Consider the following 25269-nt stretch of genomic DNA (forward strand, 5'->3'; position numbering starts at 1 on the left):
CCTCCTGAAACTATGTTTGATGAACAGATTTAGCAGGGCATTCAGCTGTCGATGATAGTAACTATCGTTATGGCAATAATTTTAAGGATTTTCCGAACAAAATTCAATAGATCGAAGCAAATTGATAAGAATTTGATCGATTATATTTCCTTGAAATAAAAAAGTGTGTTAGATTTCCTTACAAAAATTGAGACAACAAAGCTCATTGTCTGCTAATATCTTCTCCACAAAGGTTCTTAATACGCACAAAGGAGATGAAGTATAGAATGAGTAATGCTGAACAGCCTCAAGACATGACGAGAAGACAATTCCTATCGACAGTTGGTAAAGTCGGGGGTTCTCTTGCCGTCTTCAGTCTAATGGGCAACTTGGGTCTTCTCTCTCCAGAAACGATGAAAGCTCAGGATTATACGCCTCCCGGGAAGAACGATCTGGCGCTAAGCAATCGAAACGGCAAGAAGATTATTATCCTGGGTGCCGGCATAGCGGGATTAACCGCGGCCTATGAGCTTGGCAAAGCCGGGTATCAGTGTACGGTGCTGGAAGCCAAACCTTTTGCGGGCGGCCGGAATTGGAGCATTCGCAAAGGAACCACGAATCAGGAAATCGGCGGAGCGCGTCAATACTCCCAATTCGGCAGCGACCTGTATTTCAATGCAGGTCCAATGCGGATTCCCCAGTTTCATTCCACTCTCGAATATTGCAGAGAGTTTAATATCCCGATTGAGCCCTTCAACAATGTGAACGACAGCGGCTATTATTACAATGAGAATGTGGGGGCACTTTCTGGACAAAAAATTACCAAGCGAGCAGCCAAAGCCGATGTGCGCGGTTATGTCTCCGAAATGCTCGCCAAGGCTGTCAATCAATCTGCTCTTGATCTCCCTATAACCCCGGAGGAAAAGGAAAAGCTGGTTGAATATCTCCGGCGGGAAGGTGATTTGAATGCAGACCTATTCTACCGCGGCTCCTCCCGCGGCGGATATAAGGAAGAGCCGGGCAGCCGCATGGATGCAGGCGTTGTCAGAGATCCGTTTGATCTCAAAGCCATCCTTCAATCCGGATTCGGTAATTATTTCAGCAATGAATATGGTTATGACCAGCAAATGATGATGTTCCATCCTGTCGGCGGTATGGATATGATCGTGAAGGGATTTGAGAAGCATCTTGGCAACCGTGTCAAGCTGAATGCTCCTGTTACCGAGATTCGTCAATCCGCTGATGGCGTGCGGGTTCGCTTCACCCAGAACAAAAAGGAACAGGAAATTACCGGAGACTATTGTATCTGTACGATCCCCCTCTCCGTTCTTCGAAATATTCCAGCTGATTTCTCTTCCTCCATGAAGAGTGCAATACAGAATGCAAGATATGCATCTGCGGGTAAGATCGGCCTGCAATTCAAACGCAGGTTCTGGGAAGAGGATGAGCTGCTCTTCGGCGGTAACAGCCTGACTAATATGGACATCACCCAAATCTACTATCCTCCTACAGACTACTTTGGCAAGAAGGGCATCCTGCTCGGCTATTATGCAACCGGGGCAAATGCGGACAAGCTGGGCAATATGAGCTACATAGAACGGGAGCGTCACGCACTGAATCAAGGTGCCAAGATCCATCCTCAATACAAGACAGAATTCGAGAATTCCTTCTCCATTGACTGGAAAAAAATTAAATATCAAGAAGGTGCCTGGGTATCCTATAACGCCGAGGAGCGTGCAGGAATGTATAAGACCCTCTGCCAGGCGGACAACCGAATCTATCTTGCAGGAGATCATATCAGCCATATCGTCGCTTGGCAGGCTGGGGCCATTGATTCCGCAAGAGCCGTCGTCAAAGATATTCATCAACGTGTCATGAAGGCATAATTCATACGGGATAGCCCCCAGTTATCATCAATAGTGCATTTTGTTCCAGGTATATGAATGTCCAGAGGAGGCAGAAGTTTATGATGAACAAAAAAATAAAAAGTCTAACGCTCGCAGCTATACTCATGGCAAGCTTAAGTGCAACCGCTTATGCAGCAGATAAAGCCCCTATCGAAGTTCAGGGAACCGTATCGGTGCCTGAGCCCGCTCCAGCACAGGTCTCAGTACCAGGCAGTAGTCCTGTCTTCTACGGTAATCCCAGCTCGAGTATCTCGGGCGGTGTCGTAGTGCCGGAAGGGTCTGCCTATCTGTACACGAGCGGCACGGTGCCTCCCGTACTGAATAAGGAAGGCAAGACCATCTATGAACGATACGGAGATACCAAGACTCAGGCGGCCGGTGTTCTGGCATCCATTGAGAAGCAACTTAAGGATCAGGGTCTCTCTATGAAGGATGTTGTCTATCTCCGCGCCTACTTGACGGCGGACGCCGCGAAGGAAGGCATATTCGATTATGCAGGCTGGAATGAAGCTTATGGCGAATTTTTTAACAACGAAAAAAATCCAGTCAAGCCCGCTCGCTCCACTGTTGGTGTGGCCAGTCTCGTAAGCTCTGATTGGCTGATCGAAATTGAGGCTGTCGCTGTATTTCCCAAAAAATAATCAATTACTACATGAGGAGGACATCTTATGTTCCAGAATATAGGAATAACCGGAATCATTATGATTCTGGTATTGGTCCTGATCTTATTCGGACCTTCCAGATTGCCTGAGCTTGGACGCGCCGTAGGTCGGACCTTGTTCGAGTTCAAATCTTCGGCTCGTGATCTCGTCGGTGATAGTAAGGATGAGGATGAATCGTCACCGAACAAAAAATAGTTGCTAAATTTTGGATTCCTATGTTATTATGCTTTTAATAAATTTATAACTATTCCAGTCGGAATATACTACATTCAACCGGACAGCCGGAGATCATTCTTTTCTATTTAGGAAAGAGTCTGATCTTCGGTTTTTTTTGGTTGTCAGGAGGAGGCAAAGTATGTCCAAGAGAGAAATGAAGCTAGGCGCCTTTCTGATGGTTCCAGGTCATCATGTGGCTGCATGGCGCCATCCCGATGCAGATGTGAATGGTGTGTTGAACTTATCGTTCTACAAGGAGCTTGCTCAAACCGCTGAGCGGGGTAAATTCGATATGGTGTTTCTGGCAGACAGTCTTGCCGCAAAAGGAAATAAATCAATAGAAGGCCGGGCGGTGAATGCAACATTTGAGCCGCTGACCTTACTATCTGCTCTCTCTGCAGTTACAGATCGTATTGGACTGGCAGCCACCGTCTCCACCACCTACAACGAGCCTTACCATGTTGCCCGCAAGTTTGCCTCCCTGGATCATCTCAGCAATGGCCGGGCAGGCTGGAATGTGGTGACCTCCGGCAGTGAAATTGAAGCGCTGAACTTTGGGAAAGAGAATCATCTGCTCCATGAGCTGAGATATGATCGTGCCAAAGAATTTTTAGATGTCGTATCCGGATTGTGGGATACCTGGGATGACGATGCGGTTGTTAAGGATAAAGAATCGGGCGTGTTCTCCGCTCCTGATAAGATCCGCGCCCTCGATCACAAGGGAGAATGGTTTCAGGTGCAGGGACCGCTGAATATCTCCCGCCCTCCGCAGGGCAACCCTGTCATCATTCAAGCCGGAGCTTCGGAATCTGGCCGGGATTTTGCCGCACAGTACGCGGAGGCGATCTTTACCGCCTGGCAGACATTTGATGAAGCGAAGCAGTTTTACACAGATGTAAAAGGCCGGCTGCAGCACTATGGCAGAACGGCCGAGGATGTAAAAATCATGCCGGGCGTGTTCCCTATCATCGGAAGAACCGAAGAAGAGGCTGATGAACTCGAAGCCAAGCTGAAAGAGCTGATTCATCCTACGGTCGGTGTAGCACTGTTATCAGGTCTGATCAGCTACGACCTCTCCCCTTATCCTGTAGATGGTCCCTTGCCTGAACTACCTGATCTCTCGCAAATCAATGGTCAGAAGAGCCGCTTCCTACTTCTCAAAGACATCGCTGACCGCGAAGGCTACACGATCCGCCAGTTGTACCAGCACATCGCAGGTGCACGCGGACATTGGAGCATCAAGGGAACGCCCGTTCAGATTGCAGATCAGCTGGAAGCTTGGTTCAAAGGGGGGGCCGCTGACGGATTTAACGTCATGGCCCCGTATCTGCCTGGAGGCTTAACCGACTTTGTCGATCTCGTCATACCGGAGCTGCAGCGTAGAGATTTATTTCGGAAAGAGTATACAGGAAGCACACTACGGGAGCATTTAGGTCTGAGAAGACCCGTTTCAAGAAGTACAAAACAGCCTCTTCAGCATTCTTAATAGGATGCGTTAACCTCTTCACGTTCCCCTAGTATCCCTCCCACACAAAAATAACCTTTGCTCGCCAGAGCAAAGGTTATTTACTGTTTTAGATCCACATATTGAACTGAATTATGCAATATCCTGGTTCATATCACACGGCTTACAGCAAGCTACTCACTACGCATAAGAAATGCCTTCGTCCGTTCAAGCTGTGGATTCCCGAAGATCTGCTCGGGTGTACCCGCCTCGGCAATCTCACCTTGATCCATGAATATAACACGGTCCGCAACATCTCTCGCAAAATTCATCTCATGCGTAACGATGATCATGGTCATGTTCTCATCGGCCAGCTTGCGGATAACCCGCAGTACTTCTCCCGTGAGCTCAGGATCAAGCGCCGATGTCGGCTCATCGAACAGGAGAATCTCGGGATTCATCATGAGTGCCCGAGCGATGGCAACACGCTGCTTCTGACCACCGGACAGGCTAGCCGGATACACATTCGCTTTATCCGATAAACCGACCTTAGCGAGCAGGTCTGCCACCCGCGGTTTAATGGCCGCTGCATTCTCCTTCTTGACCATTTTGGGAGCAAGCTCCAGATTTCCTTGAACCGTGAGATGCGGAAACAGATTGAAGTGCTGAAATACCATTCCCATTCGGGAGGTAATTCTTTTGATTTCAGGTGCACTCACATATTTGCCTTCGCTCACGAGTGACTCTCCCCCGATGCGTATCGTTCCGCCATTCACCGATTCGAGGTTAACCAGGCTGCGAAGCATTGTACTCTTGCCTGAGCCTGACGGCCCGATCACTGCGATAACTTCGCCTGGCTTTACATCAAAATCCACTTTTTTTAATACCTGCAAATCTCCAAACGATTTTTGCAGATTCACGACTTCTATCATATTGGTCATCACGCGACATTCCTTTTAAAGTTTATTCAAACCGAAACCGCTTCTCCAGCGCTTTAAAGAAGAGAGTAAGTACAAGCGTCATTAACAGGTAAACAACAGCTGCCACGGCAAAAGGCATAATGGTTGCATCCCGATTGACTGCTGTCTGTGCAAAGTGCAATACCTCGGGAACAGCAACGGCATAGAGAAGCGCGGTGTCCTTGACCAGGGTTATAGATTCATTCGCTGTGGAGGGAAGCACCACTCGAATCATCTGGGGCAGAATAACTCTGATCATTGTCTGCCATTTGCTTAAGCCAAGCACCTGTGAAGCTTCATACTGACCTTTATCAATCGACAGCAGCCCGCCTCTGAAGATCTCTGCAAAATAAGCAGCGTAATTCAGTACAAAGGCAATTCCGGCCGCAACGCCGCGATCCAGTACCAGATACTCTCCGACCACCGGAAGCATCGGCAGGCCGTAACAGAAGAACAGCAGCTGAAGCAGCAACGGCGTGCCGCGCATGACGTAAATATAGCTGTGCGCAATTGCGGACACCGGCTTAAATCGGCTGTTTGCCATTAAAGTAATGCCAAAGCCGAGCGGTATAGATAATATAATGGCTGTAAAAAATAACAGCACGGTCGTTCTTGCCCCTTCCAGCATGGGCAGCGTAATACTCCACAAATATTCTAAACTCATCGTTATCTTCGACTCCTACAATCCGGATTATGGATTCATGATTCCATTCATTGAAGTAAAAGAAACCGGGATAAAACCATCACCCGGTTTCCAGCATATTATCTTTTTATTATTGCCTAGTTTAATACTTTGTCCTCTCCAAACCATTTCTCGGAGATGCTGGCCGCTGTTCCATCTTCACTCAGCTCGTCAAGAGCACTTTGCAGCTCATTCAGAAGCGCTTCGTTTCCTTTTTTCACACCGATTCCGTATTCTTCAGGAGCCAGTGATTCATCCAGCAGCTTGTAAGTCCCTTCTTCTAGAGACATGTAATACTTTGCAACGACCTCGTCTATAATAACAGCATCCAATCTGCCGCTCTTCAGATCACTTAGAGCAAGTACATTATCCGGGAACTCGGATACCGTACCAACCTTCTCGTTAATCGGGTGTGCACTCAGCGCATCCGATGCAGAAGAGAGCTTCTGCAATCCGATATTCTTACCTTCAAGCTCTTCCAATGAAGCCAGTGGTGAATCCGCAAGCACAACAGCGACCTGACTGTTTGACATATAAGGCTTCGTGAACAGCACCTTCTCTTTGCGCTCATCAGTAATGGTATAACCATTCCAGATCAGATCAATGCGTCCGCTGCTTAGCTCCGATTCCTTGGAAGACCAATCAATCGGCTGGAACTCTACTTCCTTGCCCATCTTCTCGGCCGCTGCTGCTGCATAATCAATATCAAATCCGACAATGTTATTACTCTCATCACGGAATCCCATCGGTGCAAACTTATCATCAATCCCGATGACGAGTGTATTCTCATCCTGTCCGCTTGTTGAGCAGGCGCTCAGTACAAGAACGAACATACTTATCATTATTAGCCATGCTGAATTTTTCACGAGTTTCCCTCCACTAGATGTATATTAAGATAGAATAAATTGCATCCATTCCCAAACGCTTTAGTCCGCTACCATATTAGCAGAATGAAAACATCATAACATAGGATGAGAGATTACGCCACTGCATTGATGAAATTTGTTGAAATCTGTTGAAATGGGGCTGAGATTGTGGATAGACAGATCATTGATCCAGGGATTACTTCCACATAAAAAATAACCCCATGTATTGCGGATGGACGCTGTTGTCCATCCCGACCATGGGGTACCTTATATTCACTACCTTATTTCTGCTTCCATTCATCCAACAACAGCTCGGCATGATGAGTCAGGTTCAGCCTTGCCCGCTCGCTAATCTTGTCCTTGCCGCCTCGCTTGTCCAGCTGTGCCATATATTTTTCCAGGAAGGAAGATGCTTGCCTATAAGCTCCTTTATTATAATGATGCACTGCTTGTTTTAGCGTATTGGCCAGCTGCTTCACCACATTTCCTGACAAATCTCCTTCTTCTACGTATTGATTATGCAATTGCTCAAGCACAGGCAGCAGCCCGGCAATGGATAGATTCGGAAGCTTCACCTGAGCAAAATCCATATCGGACGCAAAATAGTAACTTGTATACACCGGCTGATTATAGCCCGTATTCTGCGTAGCTACACCTGCACGATATTGCGGATCATGCAGCAGGGTGTGCAGCTTGTGACTTGTCACTTCCGTATTGGAATAAATACGGATTGCGCTGCTATCTGCCGTACGGACTAACATCTCTTCCCGCCAATCGCCAAACACATCCGCCACAAGGGACGGCGTGCCCTTCGTATGATTATTTGTACGGGTTCCTTCTGCAGTAAGCACCGTTCCTTTTTTCCAATCATCAATGGTCGGCGTATTCTCTAATGAGCCGTTTATGAGCTGGGTCGTCATATCCTTGGACCATTTGATGCTCATGTTGGTACCCGGGGCCGTGTCACTAATCTTCTGACCCGCTGCTGTATACAATCCGACAGCCCATGTTTCAAGTCCCGGATGATCCGGATCTACATCTCCAATCATGCCGCGTCCGGTATCACGTCCGGTATAAGCGCCGTAGATAACCTCACCTGTCCTCGCATCTCTAAGCGCATATCCATAGGGAGCATAGGCCCCGCCTTCATGCACCATATACACTTCAAGACCTTCGCGAGCTGGATCAATATTAGCAACATGCAGTGCATCTCCATGTCCCAAGCCTGCTACAGCTCCAGGATTAGCGCTTTGCGGCGGCATCACAGCCGACGAATTCGACAAGACAGAACCATCATGATCAATGGTAGCCGAGCCATATACAATCTCCTGCTTGCCGTCACCATCTACATCCGCTACACTGAGTGAATGAGCTCCTTGCGTTGTAATCTGCCCGTACTCAGGATCTGTACCTGCTCTACCATGCGGACCATCTCTGAACGGATTCGTCATCGGTGTCCATCCACTATCTACGTACCAATGTTCATTCAGATTGTTCCCGTCCCAGCTGTATGAGACCAGGGTTGTCCGGGTATAGTAGCCTCTCGCAAATACCGCATAGGGCTGTTCTCCGTCCAAATAAGCTACACCCGAGAGAAAGCGATCCACCCGGTTACCCGGCTCGATTCGGTTCATCGCGTAATCTCCCCAGCGCAGTCCATCATCATACCGACCCGGCTTGTAACGAATGGTCTGAAGTTCTGCTCCGCTCTCTCCTTCAAATACGCTCAAATACTCGGGAGCCGATAATATAAAACCTTCAAATTGACGCAATTTATTCCGATTGGCGTCCTTGGAAGGAGCAAACACATCCATAAAGTGATCAGCTAGATGTCCCGCATCCTCACGGGATAAAGGATAGTCATATGCTGGATCGATTCCGAAGGCTTCCTCGAGCGTTTGCGGCCAGCTTCCATCCTTAACCTCCTCATATTCATGCCAGTTCATAAACATATCAACGATATGTTCATAGTAGCCCTCCGCGCTAAGTCTATAATCATCTTCATTAGAGTAGCCAGCGGCAAGGTCTTCCTTCAGCATCGTAATATACTGCTCAGATATGACATCACCTTGGGCATTATAACGAAGAGTCTTGGTACCCGGAGCAGTCTTGAACATAAGCTCGGCTTTACCATCCCCATCGAAGTCATATACGAGGAATTGAGTATAATGCGCTCCCGAGCGGATATTGACACCCAGATCTATGCGATACAGCAGTTTGCCTTCATAAGTATAAGCGTCAATATAAGTGTTGCCTGTATAGCCGACTTGGGAGACGTCCTTCGCATTACTCGGCTCCCATTTCACAAAATACTCGAGCCTGCCGTCCCCATCCACGTCCCCAACACTCATGTCGTTAGCTGAATAAGTGTAAGCTTCACCCGCTGGTGTAACACCGTCCTTCGGCTTCTGGAGTGGAAGATCATAATAAGAATTCCCCCACGGAATAACGGCCTCACTCTGATCGACTTCTTTGCCTTTCACAACGGCAGATACGTAATAGCTGGAATCTGTCTCTCCCGCTGGATCAAGATAATTCGTACTGTCACTCACTTGGGCAATCCTTTTGCCATCCCTGTATATATTGAAGTCCGTACCCGTGAGTCCCGTTTCATTACTGCCCGTTACCTCGTTAGCGAGCAGTCTCCAGCTCAGAAATACGCCGTTATTCGCAGGCACTGCAATAAGCCCGCGATCCAGATATTCCATTTGTATGGGCCGTTCCATGCTCGGTTTCCCCTTCCTGCTTACATCTTCAGCTGCGGATGCAATTCCTCCTGTAGTGATCAAGATCATACTCATTCCTGTCACAGCGATCTTTTTGAACAGTCCCATATTGAAATATGCCATCTTAACACCTCTTCATCCTATAGTGATCAGCCACCCCCAAATTATAGACATGCCCTTCCCGGACCACCATTCAAATAACAGAGTTTATTGTTCAAAAATCAGTGTTTCTCTTATTTTCATATCTCTCAAATGTTGCAAAAAAGACATATAATATTTACCAATATTCGATAATTAATCTATAATATTCTAATAGAAAGGAGGATGTAATGGAGTATCAGCGCACTCTCGCCCAGCCTATTGAAATGAACAGCATTACCCTGCACAGCGGAATCCCGGCATCCATGACCATACATCCTGCTCCAGCTGACAGTGGAATTCTCTTCAGAAGAGCTGATCTATCACCTGTAGAGATCATCAGCGCCGTGCCGCATCATGTATCATCGACGGATCGTTGTACACAGCTCACTAATGGACATCACTATTCCATTTCAATGGTCGAGCATGTTATGTCAGCCCTTCGCGGCATGGGAGTTGATAATGCCATCATTGAAGCAGATGGTGAAGAGATCCCCGTCCTCGACGGCAGCTCTGTAATGATCAGCGACAGAATCGCCGAGACCGGACTCGTAGAGCAGCATGCCCTCAAGAAATACAGGCGCTTAACCCAAGCCATCCGGGTACAGATCGGCCGTTCGTATCTGGAAGCCATTCCTTCCGAAGAGATAAGCTATGAAATCCAGTTTACGAATGATCACGAGCTCCCCTTTTTGACGAATCAGATTGCTTACTTCAACCCTGCCATCCACGATTACCGAAGTGAAATTTCTCCGGCACGCACCTTCGGCTTTGAACAAGAAGTAAACCTTCTAAGAAGCAAAGGCCTAATCCAAGGCGCATCCATGGACAACGCAGTACTCATCGGAAACAGCCGAATTTTGTCGGACTTGCGCTACCCGGATGAATTTGCCCGCCACAAGCTGCTCGATGTGATGGGTGATCTGGCACTGGCGCCTCCAGTTCTAGCCCAAGTTAGAGGCGTGCGAACTTCCCACCGTCTGAATACTCTTTTGGCACGGGAGATCATGAATAATCTACATTAATAAGGAGATAGCAAAGATGGAGTACAAGCTTAAAGCCATTGCACAGGAACTGAATGGAGAGTTAATCGGTGACGGAGAAGTGACCATACATAGCATCGCTTCCTTATCCAGTGCAGAGAGTGGACAAATCACTTATGTAACGGAGAAAAATATAAGCAAATTAACAGACTGCCGTGCCTCAGCCATCGTGGTTCCCGAGAAGCTTACCGATGCGCACCTGCCTGGTATTCGGGTAAAAAACCCCCGGCTGGCCTTTGTTCATGTTATGAACCTATTTCATCAGGCTACCAGAGCAAACGGTCTGATCTCTTCTGCGATGGTCGATTGTTCACTTCAAGCCGGGGAAAGTACACAGATTGATGAAGGTACCGTTGTCAAAGAGAACGTATCGATTGGTGAGGGAACCCTGATCTCCTCGAACTGTTTTATTGGCGAAAATGTTACGATTGGAGATCATTGCTTCATTCATCCTCATGTCACGATTCTGAGAGATACCTGTATCGGGAGCAACGTCATTATTCATTCCGGTGCCGTTATTGGCTCTGATGGATTCGGCTATGAGTGGGATGGTCAGCAGCATGTAAAAATTCCTCATGCCGGCAATGTTGTCATTCATGATGATGTCGAGATCGGTGCCAATACAACGATAGACCGTGGAACAATCGACCCCACTATTATCGAAAGGGGCACGAAGATCGACAATCTGGTCCAGATTGCTCACAACGTACACATCGGCAAACACTGTATTATCGCAGGTACAACTGCAATTGCAGGTTCAGCTTCCATCGGGGATCATGTCGTGCTGGCCGGTGGATCTGCAGTCGTTGGTCACCTCACCATCGGGGCTCACTCCACGATTTTGGGCAAGTCAAACATTACAAAGGACTTACCTGCACATTCGATCATTTCGGGCTACTATGCCCGTCCCCACCATGAACAACTGAGAAAGCAAGCCGCTATTGAACGTCTTCCCCATACATTGAAGAAATTCAGCACTCGAATAGACTCCTTAGAGAAGAGCATAAAGAAGCTGACAAAGGAGGAATAAACCATGGCTCTCCCTACTACAACGGTTCATCCTACTGCGATCATTCATCCGACCGCTGTTATTGGAGATCAAGTCGAGATCGGCCCTTACTGCATCATCGAGGAACACGTAAGGATAGGAAATGGATGTACCATTGAAAGCCATGTGCGAATCGGTTCAAATACCACACTGGGTGAATACAATCATGTATACCAGGGCGCCATTATCGGCTCCCCTCCCCAGGATCTTAAATATAACGGTGAGGAAACGCAGCTGATCATCGGGGATTATAATACGATTCGAGAGTATGCAACGATTGCCAAAGGAACAGATTCCGGCGGCGGAGTCACACGGGTAGGGAATCATAATTTTATAATGAACTATGTTCATGTTGCACATGATGTAGCCTTGGGGAATCATATCGTCATTTCCAACAGTGTTCAGATTGCAGGTCATGTGGAGATCGAGGACGAGGTCACGCTTGGCGGCTTGGTTGGTGTTCATCAACATTGCAAGATTGGCGCATATTCCATGATTGGCGTCGGGAGCTGTGTCACTCAGGATATCGTCCCCTATTCACTCGCGAGCGGCGATCATGCCAGGATCTACGGCCTCAACCTCATCGGCTTAAGACGCAAAGGCATGTCCGGGGACGACATTCGAATGATCAAGCAAATTCATTCCCTCCTGTTCCGCAAGAATCTGACGCTGGCCCTTGCACAGGATGCCATAGAGCATTTGCCTCAAAGCGTGTTTAAAGAACACACCATTGCGTTCTTGAAGAAATCCAACAGAGGCATCGCAAGAATAGGAACGCGTCCTATGTAAAATGATTATAGAGGTGTAACAGAAAAAACGCCGATGTTGTCGGCGTTTTTTCTGTATAGCCCGTTCTTACTTCTATCCCTGAATGCTGAGGATATAAGCTCCTCCAGCTTGTACAGGGAAGACCAGAACTCCGTTCTCCTTGACCTCTGCCTGTACTTCTTCGCCGGCTTTATTGGTTATCCTAATGACGGCAGCTCTCGTCCGAACCCCACACACTCCATCATGATCGGAACGAATCTCAGCTGCAGACAGCTGTCCGCCTTCCCATGCAAGATCAACCTCATAGCCGCCCCTAGCACGAAGTCCACGGATGGAACCTTTCTCCCAAGCCTGCGGCAGAGCAGGAAGAAGTTCTACATAGCCTTGATGTGATTGAAGCAGCAGCTCAATAATACCTGAGGTTGCTGCAAAGTTGCCGTCAATTTGGAACGGTGGATGTGCGTCGAACAAGTTCGGGTACACCCCGCCGCTCTCGTATCTTTCGGAGCCGTCACGAACGAGCTGAAGCAGATTGGACACAAGTCGGTGCGCCCGATCTCCATCCTTGAAGCGTGCCCACAGACCAACCTTCCAGCCAAGGCTCCAGCCTGTCCCACCGTCACCGCGTCTCTCCAGTGATACCCGTGCAGCTTGAAGAAGCTCCGGTGCAAGGGCCTCGGTAATTTGGCGTCCAGGATATACCCCAAATAGATGGGATACATGTCTATGGTGAACATCTTCATCCTCATAATCATGGAGCCACTCCTGCAGTTGACCATATTTGCCAATTCTCAGCGGCGGCAGCTGATCTCTTGCGGCAAGCACTTCATGCGCAAATGCAGCATCTACTCCCAAGACCTCGGTCACTTCAGCAATATTGGTGAACAAATCATGCATAAGAGCAAGATCCATGGTTGCTGCGGTTGTCACCCCATACAGCTCACCGTCGATTCTGTATCGATGCTCAGGCGAGGTAGAAGGTGCGGTCACGAGCATCCCGTTCTCATCTGGAATGAGCCAATCCAGGCAGAAGAGCGCGGCGTCCTTCATGATCGGATACGCTGTATTTCTAAGGAAATCTTCATCCTTGGTAAACACATAATGTTCATATAAGTGCTGACAGAGCCATACGCCGCCCATTTGCCACAATGCCCACACCGGATCGCCATGTCCAAAGTTCCCTACAGGAGCGGTATGTCCCCACAGATCGGTATTGTGAGAAGCCGTCCAGCCTCTGGTTCCATAATGAATCTCGGCCGTCTTCTTGCCGTTGACGGACAGACGCTTGATCAGATCCATCAACGGTTCATGACATTCAGACAGATTGGCTGTCTCGGCCGGCCAGTAATTCATTTCCGCATTGATATTCAGTGTATAATTGCTGCTCCACGGCGCTCTTGTTTCGTGGTTCCAAATGCCTTGAAGGTTTGCAGGCTGAGTTCCTGGTCTGGAGCTGGATATCATCAAGTAACGGCCATATTGGAAGAGAAGATTCACCAGGTAAGGATCCCTGCCCCCATATTCTACGATCCGTTCATCTGTCGGAAGATCAGCTGGTGCAAGCCCTGGTCCGAGATCCAGATCCACCCGTTGATACAGTCTTTGGTAATCTTCTACATGGCGTGCGCGGAGCTCTGTATAATTGTACTTCAGTGCGTTATCCAGATGCTCCTTCGCACAGGCCGATTCATCCTTGCCGTCTTTACCCGGTGAACGATCATAACCATTAAAGCTGGTTGCCATACTCAAGTATATAGTAGCGCTGTCTGCATCCACTATACGAATACCTGATGCATCCACCTTGGATGTCCCGCCTTCATGGATTACTGCAATTCTTCCTTCAAAACGCATGGCATCCGTTTCTCCAGATTTACCATATCGGATCGGATTATCCGCAGGATAATAGCTGGGGTGCACTACTTCTGGTGCATATCCAGATAGAACGGCGTGATCTCCATCGGAAGACTGCTCATGTCGAAGTAAGCTGCTAAAGCTTGCCTTAAACCCTAATCTTCCTGGGATGCTGGACTCCATCCGCATGGCAATAATTTGATCTGGATAGGAGGCGAATACTTCGCGGGTATACACCGTCTCCCCGATTTGGAACTGAGTCGTAGCCACGCCTTCATTCAGCTCCAATGTGCGTTTGTAATTCCAGCCGATATCTCCGTGATCAAAGCTGATGTTCAGATCACCGAAGGGGAGATACGACTGAGTATAAGCACCCATCATTTTCTTGCTTAGCTTGTCCGCTTCTGCATACTTGCCTTCCTTGAGCAACCGGCGTACCTCAGGCAATACTTCAAGAGACTCCGGATTATTCGTTTCCTTCGGTGGACCAGACCATAACGTGTCTTCATTCAGCTGCAGTCTCTCCAGCTCCATCCGCCCAAATACCATGGCGCCCATTCGGCCATTACCGATGGGAAGAGCTTCCGTCCATTCCTTGGCCGGACGATTGTACGTTAAGAACATGTGCTTTCCTCCAAGCTTGTATTTTTTTATACCGAAATAGGTGTGCAGGGGGTGCCATCATCCTACTTCCTTATAATTGACCTAAAACGTTTTAGGAATCTTGCTATCCTGCTTCACTAATGCTTGATTCTACTCTTCAATTCGCAGATGAAAGCGGATTCCACTCTCCTCTGTTATCGTCCTAAAAAAGTGACAAAAAAGCAAGCCCTAAATGTTGAACAATCCTGTTGAAAGAGTCGAAAGGAAGCCATTGACGCTTGGAACAAAATTAAACGTCTGCCCGGCAGCAACAAGTATGAGCGTGAATCATCATTATAGAACTCTTTGATCGTATAAGTGGTCTATGTAATGTAAAAAGAGGATCCCCTGCCTTACTGCTGTGGGAGATCCTCTTTTTTAAATGAAATTTCGTGTTATGACACTTCAATATACTTTATGAATCACATCTTCAAAATCCGGTTCCTGCATCTCCACGTCTTCAATCTCACCCCATTCACCCAGCTCCTTCAATATCTCCATGGTGGTGATCTTGTTTCGATTGGCTTCAACGGTAATCGTATTCTCCGTGATCTGTGACAACTTCATCATAGGATGGTTATGCACGTCTGCAGATGGAGGGATAGAGCACGCTCCCCGATACGATACTTTAATAATCGTAGGAAGTCCGATATTATCGCGCAAAGCTTGAACCGTTCCATCATAAGTAAGCTGTCCATGGTTAATCACCATCACCCGGCTGCACAGCTGCTCAATGTCGTCCATATCATGGGTTGTTAGCAGGATCGTTTTGCCGAGCTCCTCATTAAGCAGCTTCAGGAAGGATCGAATATTTCGCTTGGCATTGACATCAAGACCGATCGTCGGCTCATCCAGAAACAGAATGTCCGGTTCATGCAGCATGGCTGCTCCGAGGTCTGCCCTCATCCGCTGTCCAAGCGACAGCTTGCGCACCGGTGTATCCCAGAATTCCTTCAGATCCAGAAGCTCGGAGAATTGATCGATACGCCTCTTCTTATCGGTATCCTCCACCCGGTACATCTTGGCAAGAATATCATAGCTGTCCCGGACGGGCAGATCCCACCACAGCTGACTGCGCTGTCCGAATACGACACCCAGTCTTCTGACGACCTGTCTGCGCTGTTCATGCGGGTTCATCCCGCTCACCGTTACCTTACCTGCGCTCGGATGAAGAATGCCGGTCAGCATCTTGATGGTTGTCGATTTCCCGGCACCGTTCGGACCAATATAACCGACAAATTCACCCGGTTGAATTGTGAAGCTGATGTTGGTCACTGCTTTTTTTACATGATATTGCCTGGAGAAAAAGGTACGCAGGCCAGAGAACCTGCCTTCCTGTACAATTGGTATTTTAAATTCTTTGTGCAGCTGCTGAACTTCAATCATTGTGAGTGATTCCTCCTTTAGCTTCCTGTGCTCTGATATTTCGTTATGCCAAAACTCCAGAACCTGAGGCTTACCATCAAGCACACTAATGCCGCACCCAGAACGAGTCCAAGCACCCAAGGTCCGACCTCACCGCGTAAAATGTAAAGTGCCGGTACATAATTGACCAGTCCCACAGGAAGGACTACCAGGAGCAGCGAAGCAAGCCAGTTGGGGTACAGTGATATGGGATACCTTGCCGCCGTTCCGGCTGCGTCCTCAGTAAACGTCTGCAGCTCGCTGATCCGTGTCGTCCAAAATCCGAGCGTAGCCGTAGCAAGACCGATGGAGAACAAGATGACCGATCCGGTAAGAATGACAAACAGTGACTGCGGGATGGCAACCCAGCTGATCTGTCCCGAGTTCATCATGCCGTATATTGACCAGCCGAATACAAAACCTCCCTGCAGCCATTCACCAAGCATAATCCGGAAGCGCTGAGGCAATAACGTGAACAACACGGGCAGCGGCCTGGTGAGCAGCTGATCCATGTCCCCGCTGACCAGATATCTCTCCAGATGGTGCACTTCATTGGCAAGTGAGCGGTACACCGTTTTGGATAAGGTCATCATGGCAAACAAATACCCGACTTCATAGATGGACCAGCCTTGAATGGCTCCGAATCGGTTCAGAACGATGGCAATCATGAGAAATTCCGCAATTTGAATGAGCGCGGCAAGCAAGGAGCCTAGAAAGAAATTAAATTTGTACTGCATGGAGCTTTTGACGCTGGTACGGATGAGAAGAGAATAGAGTTCAAAGTATGCTGTCAGCTTGTTCTGCTTCATCCGCCCTGCACCTCCACTTTTCGTCTCAGAAAATAGGTCGCGAGGAATCCAAGCAAGGTGAGCAGCACACCCCATACCACGGTACCGGCAAGCAGATGAGCATCCGGGTATCCAAGATAAATTCGGGTTGGTACATACAGAAGATAAGGATAAGGTGAGAGCCAGGCGACGGTTTGCAGCCATTCCGGCAGCCATTCAATGGGAATGAAGAAGCCGGCAAGCAAATTGACGAGTGCATGATGAGTCCACTGCAGCCAAGCCGACTCCGTCGTCCACATGGCTGTAGCACCAATGATGTAATTGATGCATATTCCCATGTAGGCAGCTCCAAGCAGACTCATTGCTGTCCATATGTAAGTCATGCCATCTGTAGGAAGCTGCAGGTTGAATGCAATGAGATAAACGAGGTAGATCGGAATGGATTTGAATATAAACTGGTACAGCACCTGTCCCCATTCCCGGCTCATCAGATGCATGAACAAGTGGACAGGCCGCATTAAATCCATGGCAATATGCCCTGTCCGTACGGTTTCAGGGATACCGAGTCCACTCGTTAAGAATGTCGTAACCCACAAAGACGCTTGCGTGAACGCAATGTAACTGACCATCCCGTAGGTTCCGTATTCACCGAGCGCATTGTCACGACCGATGCCGATCCAGATACAGGCATACAAGTAGCCGAACATAACGCTGGCAATGTTGTGCACCATATGTGCACCGCGATATTGCAGGTTTCTTGCATAGGCCTTTCGAGCCAGGGTGAAATAGAGCAATTTGATACACCTCCGATAAGCTTGATGAGACGCTGATCCATACGTCCACTTCAGACAAGGTGAAATGCGAGAGAAGGACACTATCATACCAAAACGATCCATTTTAGGCAATTACTTTTTAATCGACAAAAAGACCCTCGGGAAGAATCCGAATCAATAACGATCTTCCCTGCAACGGGAAGGATTACCACTTCGTCGTACTTCGCGATGGTCTTTTTGCAACGATCTAATTACGAACCACTTATTGAACTGAACGGATCAATTTACAGATCCTTACGCTGGAAGCGCAGAATGCCCCAGACGAATACGATGGCCGTGTAGATAAGAGCATACACAACAAATGTGCCAGAAGGCGGATCACCAACAAAAAACTCGGCTACCATGCCGCTGATATCGACAAGCCCGCCTAGCTCATCCATTCCAATTAAACCGTGCAGCATTTTTCGTTGAAGCGCATCGACAGGCATCAGCATCGACATCAGGCCGGAGATATTGGACAGCTTGACAGCTACCTCCGCATCCATGATATCAATGATCCCTATGCTTCGAATCTTCTCAAGCATACCGCCAAGCCAGCCCGCGCCAAACAGCATCGTCATAAACACGCCATTTCCAAGCGAAGAGAACCTTGTGGAGCCAAGCATGGTCAACGAGATCAGCAGTACAATGACCAGCGCATACAATGAGAAAGCCTGAATATGAACCATTGGATCCTGCGGAATTGCTGCATGAATATCTGTAATAATCATAATGGCTGTGTAGAGCACGAGTGTATAACACAATAGCAAGGATACATAACCAAGCCATCTGCCGATATAAAATTTCCATCTTGGGATAGGTCTTGGCAGAAGAGCTTGCATAACACCCTGCTCGGCCTCACCTGCTATGGAGGAGAAGGAACTGAAGATAGACAGTAGTGCCACAACAAATCCAGCGAAGAAAAAACCGATCATCATCATCAATACACCGCTGGCATAGTCTGTGATTAAGTTACTTCCTGACATAAAGCCACTGGACCGATTGCTGTCAGCAATCGCTGCTCCAATAAACCAATAAGCAACCAGAAACAGAATGGAAAGAATGCCTGCAAGGATCATGACACGCTTGCGCAGCATTTCTTTCCAGGTCATATTCATAATCAGTATCATTCGTGTTCCCCCCGATGGCTAAGTCCCGATACGGCGGTAAGGAACCAATCCTCCAGCTTGCCGGTTACTCTGTTCACTTCATAGAGTGTCATCCCCTGCTCCATAATGAGGGAGTTGATCCAGCCTGCCTGCTCCTCGTTATCGAGCTCAGCGACAAGCCAGGTGGAGTGCTGTTCTTGAGAAGCGGGCAACGAACCTGCCGTCTTACTGTCCACCTGTATCTCAATCCCGGTCTCTTCCTGCAGCCAGGTCAGGATCACTGGCGTATAGCCACCCACTTTAAACCGATAAGTGATCCTCTGTTGCAGGACAGAGCCCACATCGCCGGTACGTAAAATCTCCCCGTTGTTTAACAGCGCAATCTGATCACACACGGCTTCGACATCTTCAAGCATGTGGGAATTCAGAAATATCGTCTTTCCCTGAGCCTTCAGTCGTTGCAATATGGAGCGAACCTCCTTGCGTCCGACCGGATCAAGTGCGGAGGAAGGCTCGTCCAGGAAGATCAGCTTCGGATCGCTTACGAGCGCTGCTGCGAGTCCGAGGCGCTGCTGCATTCCTTTGGAATAATCCTTTACCTTGCCTTTGCCCCGGCTGCCAAGTCCAACCTCATCCAGCAGCTCAGGAATGCGCCGCTTTGCATCGGAAGAGCTAACGCCGCACAGCTTGGCATGAAGCTTCATGACCTCTTCGCCGGTCAGCCACTCCTGATATCGGAACAGCTCAGGCAAATAGCCAATTTGTCCTTTTGCTTCAACGGAGTGAATCGGATGTCCAAAGATCGATGCACTGCCGCCCGTTGGATAGGTAAGCCCTACCAGCATCTTAACGAAAGTACTCTTGCCTGCTCCATTCGGTCCGAGGAAGCCAAAGGCTTCCCCTTCCTGGACCGTAATGGATACGTCACGGCAGCCGCGTCCGTTGCTAAATTGTTTGGTTAAACCTTCGGTGTGAATGGCGGCCGTCATTCCGTAATCATCTCCTCCACCTGTGCGAGCAGTTTGTCTTTGGAATCAAACAACGAGTCGCCGGACAAATTGAACAATACGCCGTCTTGCGTCCATGTAGCTGTATAAACAGGCTTCCCAGTTGAAGATACATAATCTTGTTCAATAATAACGACCGGCACTTCCTTCACTTCTACCTTCTCGGTATCTCCATCCGTAAACACTGGCATTGGAAGCTTGCCAGACAAGATACTGTCTGATTTAATCGCTGTCTTCAGATTATCTGGCAGCATCGGGAAGTCCAGCACTGCCTTGACTGCTTCCTCTACTGAGACAGAAGGATCAACCTCTACTGATGGAAGCTTCTGTTGAGATAACGAAGCGTACAGCTCCTCTCCATCTGTATCTGCATGGTAATATTGATGCAGCGTCGCTGGGATATGGAACGTAATTGGCTTCCCATCGAGAGATTCAGGCATTAATTCCTTGGCACCAAGCCGCGCCATTGTCGTGTTAACTTCATTAATGTTCAGTTTCATCGTAATCGTCTGTGAGGTAAATGCATAATAACTTTCTACATTGAAAATATCATTCTCATATGCTGTGAGCCCGGTTAGCTCTTCAATCTCTTGTAAGCTTAATTTTTCATTGTTGAGTTCAGGTCCATATGCATTCGTAAACGAACCATGCTTGTTGATAAAGTCCGATGAATTGCTTCCTCCAGATACTGAGTTGAAGAAGTCCATAACATCTCCTTCATTAACTACCGTTACCTCATCCATACGGAATTGGTTTAGTATCGCGGCAAGCGCCTTATCTCCGAGCGGAGTCGCGATCATGACTCCTGCCACAGCCGCCGCCGTTGCTATGCTGAGCCACTTCTTAACCGGCTTTTTCATATGATGCTTTTTCTTCACAACAGCGGTCTGCTTCTCCTGATTCTGATGATCCGTCATATCGTATCTCTCTCCCCTGATTTCATTTTTTAATACACCTTTTAATACATCTTCCTTTAATGGATGTGCTGCCTTAGGCCCGTTTCCACGCTCCATGGACCATGCTGACCACTTGGGGCTCATTTCTTCTTCTTCAAGCCTTGACGCCAGCTTGTTCCAAGCATCTTCAAGCTGCTTGTTCTCGTCTTTTCCGTTCGGCTTTGATGTCATGTGCACGTTCAACTCCTTACTATGCTAATTGGTATGATCCTCAGGACTGTGGCGCGGACTTTCCCTGAACCTTTCTCCTCAGCTTGCTTGTAGCTCTGCTTAACATCGAGCCGACAAGGGGAGGCCTTACATTCAGTTCTTCCGCTATCTCTGCATAACTGTAGCCTGAATACTTCAGCATCAGCAGTTGTCTGTCGCGCTCCGGCAGATCATCCATCCATTCACGTACTTCTTCCTGATCCATACGCTTCAGTACAATCTCTTCTCCAGAGGACAGGAGCTGCTCTCTGCTGTCATAGTACTGCTCCTGCTTCTCCTTGAGCTTCCGTTCTCGTATTTGTTTACTCATATAATCATATCCGATGCGAGTCAGTACACGGTGAAGCCATGCACCTATCGCACCCGGATCATCTGGCGGATTCCGATACAGCCGAATAAATACCTCTTGCGCAAGATCTTCCGCGGCGGCTTCATCCTGGATCAGAGCCATCAGTTTTCGTCGTACAATAGGGTAATGCTCTTCAAACACTGTACGGAAAACGTCGATTTCCTGTCCTTCCATATGTTTAACGTCTCCTTTCAGCTGCAGCTATACATAAGACGGACGACGGTTTATTTTTATAGCACGTTTTATAAAAAATGTTTAATTGAGTCCTTTTTCAAATTCTATATTAATTATACCGAAGCCGGATATAGCTCATCATTCCAAATCTTGTGTATCCCTATTGAACAATTCGACAAAATGCAGTACCATCATGGGGTGAGCTTCGTTTTTTAACTGTTCTTTCATAATGAGGTCTCACTTATACATTACAATTAAGAACGTCACATGTAACTGGCGTACACGGTGAACCGTGAGGGAGCATGTGATTAGATATAGCCGTACGCCTGGGCAGAGGTAAGGAAACTTAGGTTTCCTTGCCTCTTTTTTACTTGGAAAGGGCGATGTGAGGATGAGCGACAACACACTGATTCTGAATGGTCAAACGGTAGCAGATTACATGAGAGAAGAAACGGGAGCAAAGGTGAAAGAACTGAAGGAGCGGGGAATCCAGCCGTGTCTGGCTACCATCCTGGTTGGAGATGACCCTTCTTCGGCAACTTACGTACGTATGAAAGGGAATGCTTGTGCACGAATCGGGGTGGAGTCGATCAAGGTGGTGCTTCCTGCCGAGACAACGACAGAGGAACTGATTCAAGAAATCAACAAGCTGAATCAAGACCCTTCCGTTCACGGCATTCTGCTGCAGCATCCGGTCCCGCATCATATTGATGAAAGAGCATGCTTTGACACGATCAGCATTGAAAAAGATGTAGACGGAGTAACGACGCTTGGCTATGCACTGAACGCGTTTGGCGAAGCGGATTATCCATCCTGCACACCGCAGGCCATTATCCGCATTCTTGACTTCTATAACATTCCAATGGAGGGCAAGCACGCCGTAGTCATCGGCCGCAGTCCGATCCTTGGCAAACCGGTATCGGCGATGCTGCTGAATCGCAATGCAACGGTGACGACCTGCCACTCCAGAACGGTAAATATTGAAGCGATTGTGAAACAGGCAGACATTGTGGTCGCTGCCGTAGGTAAACCGAACTTCGTACAAGGAGATTGGATCAAGCCGGGAGCCGTTGTCGTTGATGCAGGCTACAACAAAGGGAACATCGGTGATGTCGACTATGATGCCTGCTTGCCGCACTCCTCTGCCATCACGCCTGTACCTGGCGGTGTCGGCCCCGTTACCATCGCGACCTTGATTGAGCATACGGTAAAATCGGCGTACAAGTCATTACTGAAGCAAGAGCAGTAATTTCATGATGCAGCATTTTTAAGCGATTAGCTTGCAAAGATTATAAAAGGGCCCTTCCTGATGGAAGGGCCTGATGGCTATCATAGCATATTTTTCCAAATTTATATTATACATAAATCCTTATCATATCAAATGAGGGGAGCACCATTCTGAATCAGATAAGCTCCTCTGTAAATCTAATAAATGGTACGATCAAGCTCATCTGAAATTCCTGATTTACGATAGAAATAAGTATTGATAATGTCTCTCCATTCCTTCGAATGAGCAAGCTGTCCCTCCAACCGTTCCATTACACCCTGATAGCGCTCGGAATCAATCTGTCCCTCAAGCTTGCTCCAGCGCCCAATCAGCGTTTCGACACCTTCCACACCTTCAAAGTGATTATCATAAATATGCTGGATGACCGTCTTGCCGGACTTCAGGACATGCGTATACGGTACATGATGGAAGAAGAGCAGCAATTCATCCGGACAGGTCTCCAGTGATTCGTACTTATGAGCATTTTCCGGGAAATATTGCGCTGTATAACCGGTACCATTCTTGACCGTCCGATTGACGCCGATGCCATTACAGTCTGCAAAATGATACGTTCCCCACCTGGAATATTCATAGCCGTCCACATTAGGTCCATAGTGATGGTCCGGATTAACCATCCAGCCTACGCCAAGCGGTGAAGTGTAGCTCTCATAGATGGGCCACGAATCCTGAAGCATCGTACTTACAGCCTCAAGCACCTCAGGGTTTGATCCAAAGGTTTGCTTGATCCATTCGGAGGTAATCTGCTCCTCGGCTAAATCCGGATTCCATGTCAGACGGCCATAGCCGTACAAATTCGCCTGCGCAAGCGTGTGACCCGTCCAGTTATGATCATCGCCCACATTAATGACCGCCGTAATTCCACTGTATTTATACGAATACAATTCACCTGAAGCTACCTTCTTGATCTCTGATCCGGCTCCCTTGGCGTAAGTATCAAAATCAAGGATTTCCTTCCACTGTGGAATCAGGTAGCATAGATGTCTTTGCTGGCCGGTATATTCCTGAGTAATCTGGAACTCCAGAACCTGATTCGTATGCGGCATTGCTCCGAGAAGCGGGGACACCCCTTCTCGAACCTGAAAGTCCATCGGCCCATTCTTGATTTGAAGAATCACATTATCCTTGAACTGTCCGTCAAGCGGCTTGAAATGATCGTATGCGGCGCGGGCCCGATCCGTCTTGCGGTCTCTCCAGTCCTGAAGACAGTTGTAGACAAAGCATCTCCAGATCACAATGCCTCCGAAGGGCTCCAGTGCATCAGCGAGCATATTGGAACCGTCAGCATGTGTCCGGTTATAGGTAAACGGCCCAGGGCGACCCTCAGAATCCGCCTTGACGACAAAGCCCCCAAAATCAGGTATGTAGCTGTATATTTCCTGTGCCTTATCCTTCCACCAAGCCGCAACCTTCTCATCGAGCGGGTCAGCCGTAGCTATCCCTGCAAGCTGAATCGGGCTGGCATAATTGACACTAAGAAACGTCTTAATCCCATACGCTCTAAAAATCCCCGCCACCTTCGCCACATCCGGCAAAAACTCCGGTGTGATCAGCCGCGTTTCCACCTCATGCACGTTCACGTTGTTAATCGCAATACCATTGATTCCAATCGAGGCCATCAAGCGGGCATAATCACGAATTCGTGCATCATCTTGAACAAACTGATGATCCTTGAAGAAGATGGATCTGCCCGCATAACCCCGCTCGATGGAACCGTCCATATTGTCCCAATGGTTCATCATTCTCAGCTGGTTCTTGGGATTCTCTATAATGTGAAGATCTCTTAATTCCTCTCCCATTTGAAGCAGACGAAGCAAATGAAATGCTCCATACAGCAGCCCCTTATCGGTCTTTCCCACAACATAAAGAGAATGAATTGCCGTACTGTTATCAGAAAAAGACTTAAGGACATATCCTTCCTCATTCAGCTCTTGTGCCCATGAAGCTGCATCAAGCTCTGGCGGCAATTCCTCTTGGACGACAGCTAGACGAATACAGTCTGTTGTTAATTTATCGCTGGAGTCCAGCACTTCAGGCAGTACACCGAACATTTCCGAGATTCCATATTGCAGCTCCCGAAGGGCTGACTCTGTAATGTGGGAACGTTCCATACATCCAATTTTGGAAATTTCAAAAGAACCCTGCCAGGATGCCATACTCTCGTATCTAAGCCAGCCGCGGTCTGCAGCAGAATGTGGAAGCTGTGTGATCTGTGCCATGACGTAAAAACTCCTCTCCCTTACC

21 protein-coding genes and 1 riboswitch are annotated in these 25269 nt (G+C 48.1%); of the genes, 8 read left to right on the top strand and 13 right to left on the bottom strand.

The features are described from left to right. The first annotated feature begins 266 nt into the window (after nt 1–266). The 4 genes from BLW49_RS19275 to BLW49_RS19290 all read left to right on the top strand — a co-directional run bounded on the left by BLW49_RS19275 (nt 267) and on the right by BLW49_RS19290 (nt 4250). Nucleotides 267–1865 (top strand): flavin monoamine oxidase family protein, encoded by a 1599-nt coding sequence (locus BLW49_RS19275; protein ID WP_090726254.1) that lies wholly within the window; start codon nt 267–269, stop codon nt 1863–1865. Between the two features lie 80 nt (nt 1866–1945). Beyond that, complete coding sequence (locus tag BLW49_RS19280) at nt 1946–2527, top strand: RidA family protein (protein WP_305954036.1); 582 nt, start codon at nt 1946–1948, stop codon at nt 2525–2527. Between the two features lie 27 nt (nt 2528–2554). After that, nucleotides 2555–2743, top strand: coding sequence for a twin-arginine translocase TatA/TatE family subunit (locus BLW49_RS19285; RefSeq protein ID WP_047913450.1), 189 nt, complete (start codon nt 2555–2557; stop codon nt 2741–2743). Between the two features lie 160 nt (nt 2744–2903). Then, nucleotides 2904–4250, top strand: coding sequence for an LLM class flavin-dependent oxidoreductase (locus tag BLW49_RS19290; RefSeq protein ID WP_256209837.1), 1347 nt, complete (start codon nt 2904–2906; stop codon nt 4248–4250). A gap of 152 nt (nt 4251–4402) precedes the next feature. Here the strand turns inward: BLW49_RS19290 and BLW49_RS19295 are convergent, their stop codons facing one another. The 4 genes from BLW49_RS19295 to BLW49_RS19310 all read right to left on the bottom strand — a co-directional run bounded on the left by BLW49_RS19295 (nt 4403) and on the right by BLW49_RS19310 (nt 9564). Further along, the gene (locus BLW49_RS19295; RefSeq protein ID WP_081872695.1) at nt 4403–5152 is read right to left on the bottom strand and encodes an amino acid ABC transporter ATP-binding protein; all 750 of its coding nucleotides are present in this window, start codon (nt 5150–5152) and stop codon (nt 4403–4405) included. 19 nt (nt 5153–5171) lie between these two features. After that, on the bottom strand, nt 5172–5831 hold the full coding sequence (locus BLW49_RS19300) for an amino acid ABC transporter permease (protein WP_047913447.1): 660 nt from the start codon (nt 5829–5831) through the stop codon (nt 5172–5174). Nucleotides 5832–5947: 116 nt separating this feature from the next. Then, a complete protein-coding gene (locus tag BLW49_RS19305) occupies nt 5948–6691 on the bottom strand; it encodes an amino acid ABC transporter substrate-binding protein (protein ID WP_090726409.1) in 744 nt (247 codons plus the stop codon). A 305-nt stretch (nt 6692–6996) separates the two neighbouring features. After that, the gene (locus BLW49_RS19310) at nt 6997–9564 is read right to left on the bottom strand and encodes a rhamnogalacturonan lyase (protein ID WP_090726256.1); all 2568 of its coding nucleotides are present in this window, start codon (nt 9562–9564) and stop codon (nt 6997–6999) included. Between the two features lie 206 nt (nt 9565–9770). Here BLW49_RS19310 and lpxC point away from each other — a divergent pair, with 206 nt between their 5' ends. Genes lpxC through lpxA form a run of 3 tightly spaced genes read left to right on the top strand, consistent with a single transcriptional unit; the run spans nt 9771 to nt 12459 of the window. Next, on the top strand, nt 9771–10604 hold the full coding sequence (gene lpxC, locus BLW49_RS19315; protein WP_090726258.1) for a UDP-3-O-acyl-N-acetylglucosamine deacetylase: 834 nt from the start codon (nt 9771–9773) through the stop codon (nt 10602–10604). 16 nt (nt 10605–10620) lie between these two features. Next, nucleotides 10621–11652 (top strand): UDP-3-O-(3-hydroxymyristoyl)glucosamine N-acyltransferase, encoded by a 1032-nt coding sequence (lpxD, locus tag BLW49_RS19320; RefSeq protein ID WP_090726262.1) that lies wholly within the window; start codon nt 10621–10623, stop codon nt 11650–11652. 3 nt (nt 11653–11655) lie between these two features. Continuing rightward, nucleotides 11656–12459: an acyl-ACP--UDP-N-acetylglucosamine O-acyltransferase gene (gene lpxA / locus BLW49_RS19325; protein ID WP_076312157.1), complete on the top strand. Its 804-nt coding sequence runs from the start codon at nt 11656–11658 to the stop codon at nt 12457–12459. A 72-nt stretch (nt 12460–12531) separates the two neighbouring features. Here the strand turns inward: lpxA and BLW49_RS19330 are convergent, their stop codons facing one another. The 8 genes from BLW49_RS19330 to BLW49_RS19365 all read right to left on the bottom strand — a co-directional run bounded on the left by BLW49_RS19330 (nt 12532) and on the right by BLW49_RS19365 (nt 21740). After that, a complete protein-coding gene (locus BLW49_RS19330) occupies nt 12532–14913 on the bottom strand; it encodes a glycoside hydrolase family 95 protein (protein ID WP_090726265.1) in 2382 nt (793 codons plus the stop codon). A gap of 423 nt (nt 14914–15336) precedes the next feature. Then, the gene (locus BLW49_RS19335) at nt 15337–16317 is read right to left on the bottom strand and encodes an ABC transporter ATP-binding protein (protein WP_090726267.1); all 981 of its coding nucleotides are present in this window, start codon (nt 16315–16317) and stop codon (nt 15337–15339) included. 17 nt (nt 16318–16334) lie between these two features. Beyond that, nucleotides 16335–17144, bottom strand: a complete 810-nt coding sequence (locus BLW49_RS19340) for an ABC transporter permease (RefSeq protein ID WP_177178797.1) — start codon at nt 17142–17144, stop codon at nt 16335–16337. Continuing rightward, entirely contained in the window at nt 17141–17917 is a 777-nt protein-coding gene (locus BLW49_RS19345) for an ABC transporter permease (protein WP_076312160.1), read from the bottom strand. Before BLW49_RS19345 ends, BLW49_RS19340 begins: the two co-directional genes overlap by 4 nt. 263 nt (nt 17918–18180) lie before the next feature. Beyond that, nucleotides 18181–19065 carry an ABC transporter permease subunit gene (locus BLW49_RS19350; protein WP_076312161.1) on the bottom strand — a complete coding sequence of 295 codons (885 nt, stop codon included), beginning with the start codon at nt 19063–19065 and terminating at the stop codon, nt 18181–18183. Continuing rightward, nucleotides 19062–20033 carry an ABC transporter ATP-binding protein gene (locus tag BLW49_RS19355; RefSeq protein WP_076312162.1) on the bottom strand — a complete coding sequence of 324 codons (972 nt, stop codon included), beginning with the start codon at nt 20031–20033 and terminating at the stop codon, nt 19062–19064. Before BLW49_RS19355 ends, BLW49_RS19350 begins: the two co-directional genes overlap by 4 nt. Further along, a complete protein-coding gene (locus BLW49_RS19360) occupies nt 20030–21178 on the bottom strand; it encodes a hypothetical protein (RefSeq protein WP_090726269.1) in 1149 nt (382 codons plus the stop codon). Before BLW49_RS19360 ends, BLW49_RS19355 begins: the two co-directional genes overlap by 4 nt. Before the next feature lie 40 nt (nt 21179–21218). After that, nucleotides 21219–21740, bottom strand: a complete 522-nt coding sequence (locus tag BLW49_RS19365) for a sigma-70 family RNA polymerase sigma factor (RefSeq protein WP_090726272.1) — start codon at nt 21738–21740, stop codon at nt 21219–21221. A 259-nt stretch (nt 21741–21999) separates the two neighbouring features. Further along, nucleotides 22000–22079: riboswitch (ZMP/ZTP riboswitch) on the top strand. A 52-nt stretch (nt 22080–22131) separates the two neighbouring features. Here BLW49_RS19365 and BLW49_RS19370 point away from each other — a divergent pair. Further along, nucleotides 22132–22989, top strand: coding sequence for a bifunctional 5,10-methylenetetrahydrofolate dehydrogenase/5,10-methenyltetrahydrofolate cyclohydrolase (locus tag BLW49_RS19370; protein ID WP_090726274.1), 858 nt, complete (start codon nt 22132–22134; stop codon nt 22987–22989). A 176-nt stretch (nt 22990–23165) separates the two neighbouring features. Here BLW49_RS19370 and BLW49_RS19375 read toward each other — a convergent pair whose 3' ends face one another. Further along, nucleotides 23166–25244, bottom strand: coding sequence for an alpha-glucuronidase family glycosyl hydrolase (locus BLW49_RS19375; protein WP_090726277.1), 2079 nt, complete (start codon nt 25242–25244; stop codon nt 23166–23168). Nucleotides 25245–25269: the final 25 nt, after the last annotated feature.

This window comes from Paenibacillus sp. PDC88 (genome assembly GCF_900106725.1).
GTDB lineage: Bacteria > Bacillota > Bacilli > Paenibacillales > Paenibacillaceae > Paenibacillus > Paenibacillus shunpengii.

What these genes read in the sequence shown, in the direction of transcription:
- BLW49_RS19310 (WP_090726256.1), bottom strand. Translation starts at nt 9,564, where the DNA reads ATGGCATATTTCAATATGGGACTGTTCAAAAAGATCGCTGTGACAGGA.
- BLW49_RS19290 (WP_256209837.1), top strand. Translation starts at nt 2,904, where the DNA reads ATGTCCAAGAGAGAAATGAAGCTAGGCGCCTTTCTGATGGTTCCAGGT.
- BLW49_RS19375 (WP_090726277.1), bottom strand. Translation starts at nt 25,244, where the DNA reads ATGGCACAGATCACACAGCTTCCACATTCTGCTGCAGACCGCGGCTGG.
- BLW49_RS19285 (WP_047913450.1), top strand. Translation starts at nt 2,555, where the DNA reads ATGTTCCAGAATATAGGAATAACCGGAATCATTATGATTCTGGTATTG.
- BLW49_RS19280 (WP_305954036.1), top strand. Translation starts at nt 1,946, where the DNA reads ATGATGAACAAAAAAATAAAAAGTCTAACGCTCGCAGCTATACTCATG.
- BLW49_RS19360 (WP_090726269.1), bottom strand. Translation starts at nt 21,178, where the DNA reads ATGACATCAAAGCCGAACGGAAAAGACGAGAACAAGCAGCTTGAAGAT.
- BLW49_RS19335 (WP_090726267.1), bottom strand. Translation starts at nt 16,317, where the DNA reads ATGATTGAAGTTCAGCAGCTGCACAAAGAATTTAAAATACCAATTGTA.
- BLW49_RS19340 (WP_177178797.1), bottom strand. Translation starts at nt 17,144, where the DNA reads ATGAAGCAGAACAAGCTGACAGCATACTTTGAACTCTATTCTCTTCTC.
- lpxA (WP_076312157.1), top strand. Translation starts at nt 11,656, where the DNA reads ATGGCTCTCCCTACTACAACGGTTCATCCTACTGCGATCATTCATCCG.
- lpxD (WP_090726262.1), top strand. Translation starts at nt 10,621, where the DNA reads ATGGAGTACAAGCTTAAAGCCATTGCACAGGAACTGAATGGAGAGTTA.
- BLW49_RS19370 (WP_090726274.1), top strand. Translation starts at nt 22,132, where the DNA reads ATGAGCGACAACACACTGATTCTGAATGGTCAAACGGTAGCAGATTAC.
- BLW49_RS19300 (WP_047913447.1), bottom strand. Translation starts at nt 5,831, where the DNA reads ATGAGTTTAGAATATTTGTGGAGTATTACGCTGCCCATGCTGGAAGGG.
- BLW49_RS19330 (WP_090726265.1), bottom strand. Translation starts at nt 14,913, where the DNA reads ATGTTCTTAACGTACAATCGTCCGGCCAAGGAATGGACGGAAGCTCTT.
- lpxC (WP_090726258.1), top strand. Translation starts at nt 9,771, where the DNA reads ATGGAGTATCAGCGCACTCTCGCCCAGCCTATTGAAATGAACAGCATT.
- BLW49_RS19350 (WP_076312161.1), bottom strand. Translation starts at nt 19,065, where the DNA reads ATGATACTGATTATGAATATGACCTGGAAAGAAATGCTGCGCAAGCGT.
- BLW49_RS19275 (WP_090726254.1), top strand. Translation starts at nt 267, where the DNA reads ATGAGTAATGCTGAACAGCCTCAAGACATGACGAGAAGACAATTCCTA.
- BLW49_RS19355 (WP_076312162.1), bottom strand. Translation starts at nt 20,033, where the DNA reads ATGACGGCCGCCATTCACACCGAAGGTTTAACCAAACAATTTAGCAAC.
- BLW49_RS19305 (WP_090726409.1), bottom strand. Translation starts at nt 6,691, where the DNA reads ATGATAAGTATGTTCGTTCTTGTACTGAGCGCCTGCTCAACAAGCGGA.
- BLW49_RS19365 (WP_090726272.1), bottom strand. Translation starts at nt 21,740, where the DNA reads ATGGAAGGACAGGAAATCGACGTTTTCCGTACAGTGTTTGAAGAGCAT.